This is a genomic window from Pseudomonas sp. FSL R10-1350, assembly GCF_009600525.1.
Classification (GTDB): Bacteria; Pseudomonadota; Gammaproteobacteria; order Pseudomonadales; family Pseudomonadaceae; genus Aquipseudomonas; species Aquipseudomonas helleri.
In genome coordinates this window covers 1-3,182 of sequence record NZ_WIVR01000127.1, presented here as the reverse complement: position 1 = coordinate 3,182, position 3,182 = coordinate 1, and the positions used below count along the sequence as shown (strand labels likewise).

Sequence of the window (3,182 nt, the reverse complement as noted above, 5' to 3'; positions counted from 1 at the left end):
AATTGGCGCTGTGCACGCACGGGCATCCGGCCATGGCCACGGCGGGTTTGGGCGACGTGTTGGCCGGTGTGGTCGGTGCGTTGCTGGCGCAGGGCATGAGCGCCTTTGATGCGGCGTGCCTGGCGGTGTGGCTGCATGCCCGGGCCGGCGAACAACAAGGACAAATGGGCCGTGGGCTGGCGGCCAGTGATTTGATACCAGCCATTCGTCAGTTGTTGGAGGAGCAAACACCGTGTCTGAATTAACACTGCATCTGGCGGATGAAGAGGCCATGGTCGCCTTTGGCGGGCAGTTGGCCCGCATCACCCAGGGGCATGGGCTGATTTTTCTGGAAGGGGATTTGGGCGCGGGTAAAACCACCCTGTCTCGCGGCATTATTCGCGGCCTGGGCCACACCGGCGCGGTTAAAAGCCCGACGTTTACCCTGGTTGAACCCTACGAAATTGGCGACATCCGTGCTTTCCACTTCGACCTGTATCGCCTGGTTGACCCGGAAGAGCTGGAATTTATGGGGATTCGCGACTATTTCGACGAAGACGCCCTATGCTTGATTGAGTGGCCCCAACAAGGTGCAGGCTTTTTGCCAAAGGCCGACCTGACCATTACCATTAGGCCGCATAACACCGGGCGCGCGCTGACGTTGTCGCCCCAAGGCTCGCGTGGCGAGGCTTGGTGTGCCGCAGTGGCGCTGGAATACAAATAATGATGGGGTTTGGTATGCGCTTTCGCGCGTTAGTGAGTGTCGTGGGTCTGTTGCTGAGTGTCATGGCGGTCAATGCCATAGCAGCGACACAAGTGAAAAGCGTGCGTTTGTGGCGTGCCCCGGACAACACGCGGCTGGTGTTTGACCTGACCGGGCCGGTGCAGCACAGCGTGTTCACGCTGACGGCGCCAGACCGTCTGGTGATTGATATCAACGGCGCCACCCTGGCCGGGCCGTTGAATGTGGCCACGGCCAATACGCCGATCACCAGCATGCGCTCGGCGCAGCGCACACCGACCGACCTGCGGGTGGTCATCGACCTGAAAAAACCGGTGACCCCCAAAAGCTTTGTGCTGGCTCCTAACGCCCAATACGGCAACCGCCTGGTGGTCGATTTGTTCGATCAGGGCGCAGACCTGACCCCAAGCCTGCCCGCCACGACAGTGGCCAAGGTGCCTGTGGTGCCGGTACCGGTCCCTGTTCCGGTCACGCCTGCCCAGCCTGATATCAAGCTGCCGCCGGTGCCGAGCGGCAAACGCGAAATTGTCGTGGTGATCGACCCCGGCCACGGCGGCGAAGACCCGGGTGCTTCGGGTTCTGCAGGCCAACACGAGAAGAACGTGGTGCTGGCGATTGCCAAAGAGTTGCAGCGCCAGATCAACGGCATGCGCGGCTTCCGGGCTGAGCTGACGCGTACCGGCGACTATTTCATCCCGTTGCGTGGCCGTACCGAAATCGCCCGTAAAAAGGGTGCCGACCTGTTTGTGTCGATTCACGCTGACGCTGCGCCGTCCAAGGCGGCGTTTGGTGCGTCGGTGTTTGCCTTGTCTGAACGCGGCGCCACGTCCGAGACGGCGCGTTGGCTGGCTGACAGCGAAAACCGTTCTGACTTGATCGGCGGCGCGGGCAACGTGAGCCTCGATGACAAAGACAAAATGCTTGCAGGCGTATTGCTCGACCTGTCGATGACCGCTTCGCTGACCTCCAGCCTTAACGTTGGTCAGAAGGTTCTGAGCAACATCGGCCGGGTCACGCCGTTGCACAAGCAGCGTGTGGAGCAAGCCGGGTTTATGGTGCTCAAGTCGCCGGATATCCCGTCGATCCTCGTGGAAACCGGCTTTATCTCGAACGCCAACGAAGCCTCGAAACTGTCCTCGACCAGCCATCAGCAAGCGCTGGCGCGTTCGATCAGCAGTGGCGTGCGCCAGTTCTTCCAGCAAAACCCGCCACCGGGCACGTACATCGCCTGGCTGCGTGATACCGGCAAAATCGCCCAAGGGGCCCGTGAACACACGGTTCGCCCAGGCGAAACCCTGGCTATGATTGCGGTGCGTTACCAAGTGGGCGTGGCGACGCTGCGCTCCACCAACGGCTTGAAAAGCGATGAACTGAAAATCGGTCAAAACTTGAGCATCCCGGCCACCGAGCTGGTGACCAAACAATGAGTGATGAGGTGATGAACAGCGCCCGCATTGAACTGCTTAGCCCGCGGCTGGCTAACCAGATTGCCGCGGGTGAAGTGGTTGAACGCCCGGCCTCGGTGATTAAAGAGTTGCTGGAAAACAGCCTCGACTCGGGTGCCAAGCGCATTGATGTGGACGTGGAACAGGCCGGGATCAAGCTGCTGCGGGTGCGTGATGACGGCAGCGGTATTTCCAGTGACGACTTGCCGCTGGCGCTGGCGCGACACGCCACCAGCAAGATCCGCGACCTCGAAGACCTTGAGCGGGTCATGAGCCTGGGCTTTCGGGGTGAGGCGCTGGCATCGATCAGTTCGGTGGCTCGTCTGACTCTGACCTCGCGCACCCGTGGCGCCGAGCAGGCGTGGCAGGTCGAAACCGAAGGTCGTGACATGGCCCCGCGGGTTCAGCCAGCGGCGCACCCGGTGGGCACGTCGGTTGAAGTGCGCGACCTGTTTTTCAATACCCCGGCGCGACGTAAATTCCTCAAGACCGAAAAAACCGAATTCGATCACCTGCAAGAAGTGATCAAGCGTCTGGCTTTGGCGCGTTTTGATGTGGCGTTCAACTTGCGCCACAACGGCAAAAGTATTCTCAATCTGCACGAAGCCCGCGATGCCACGGCCCGCGCCCGGCGTGTGGCGGCGGTGTGTGGCCCGGCGTTTCTGGAGCAGGCGCTGCCCATCGAGGTCGAACGCAACGGCCTGCATTTGTGGGGCTGGGTGGGCTTACCAACGTTTTCTCGCAGCCAGGCCGACTTGCAGTACTTTTATGTGAATGGCCGTGCGGTGCGCGACAAGCTGGTGGCACACGCGGTGCGTCAGGCGTACCGCGATGTGCTGTTCAATGGTCGGCACCCGACCTTTGTGCTGTTTTTTGAAGTCGACCCGTCGGTGGTCGACGTCAACGTGCACCCGACCAAACACGAAGTGCGTTTCCGTGACGGGCGCATGGTGCATGACTTTTTGTACGGCACGCTGCACCGCGCGCTGGGCGACGTACGCCCCGAAGACCAACTG

The 3,182-nt window shown here is 61.1% G+C and carries 4 protein-coding genes; all 4 read left to right on the top strand.

From position 1 onward, the window contains the following. Positions 1 to 245: NAD(P)H-hydrate dehydratase (locus GHO25_RS25300; protein WP_306108782.1), on the top strand; the 245-nt coding region annotated here is incomplete at its 5' end. Then, positions 233 to 703, top strand: coding sequence for a tRNA (adenosine(37)-N6)-threonylcarbamoyltransferase complex ATPase subunit type 1 TsaE (gene tsaE, locus GHO25_RS25295; RefSeq protein ID WP_178110237.1), 471 nt, complete (start codon positions 233 to 235; stop codon positions 701 to 703). The genes GHO25_RS25300 and tsaE, both read left to right, overlap by 13 nt. Positions 704 to 705: 2 nt before the next feature. Next, positions 706 to 2,148 carry an N-acetylmuramoyl-L-alanine amidase gene (locus tag GHO25_RS25290; RefSeq protein ID WP_206540839.1) on the top strand — a complete coding sequence of 481 codons (1,443 nt, stop codon included), beginning with the start codon at positions 706 to 708 and terminating at the stop codon, positions 2,146 to 2,148. An 11-nt stretch (positions 2,149 to 2,159) separates the two neighbouring features. Continuing rightward, on the top strand, positions 2,160 to 3,182 hold a 1,023-nt coding region (mutL, locus tag GHO25_RS25285; protein ID WP_372240978.1), incomplete at its 3' end, for a DNA mismatch repair endonuclease MutL.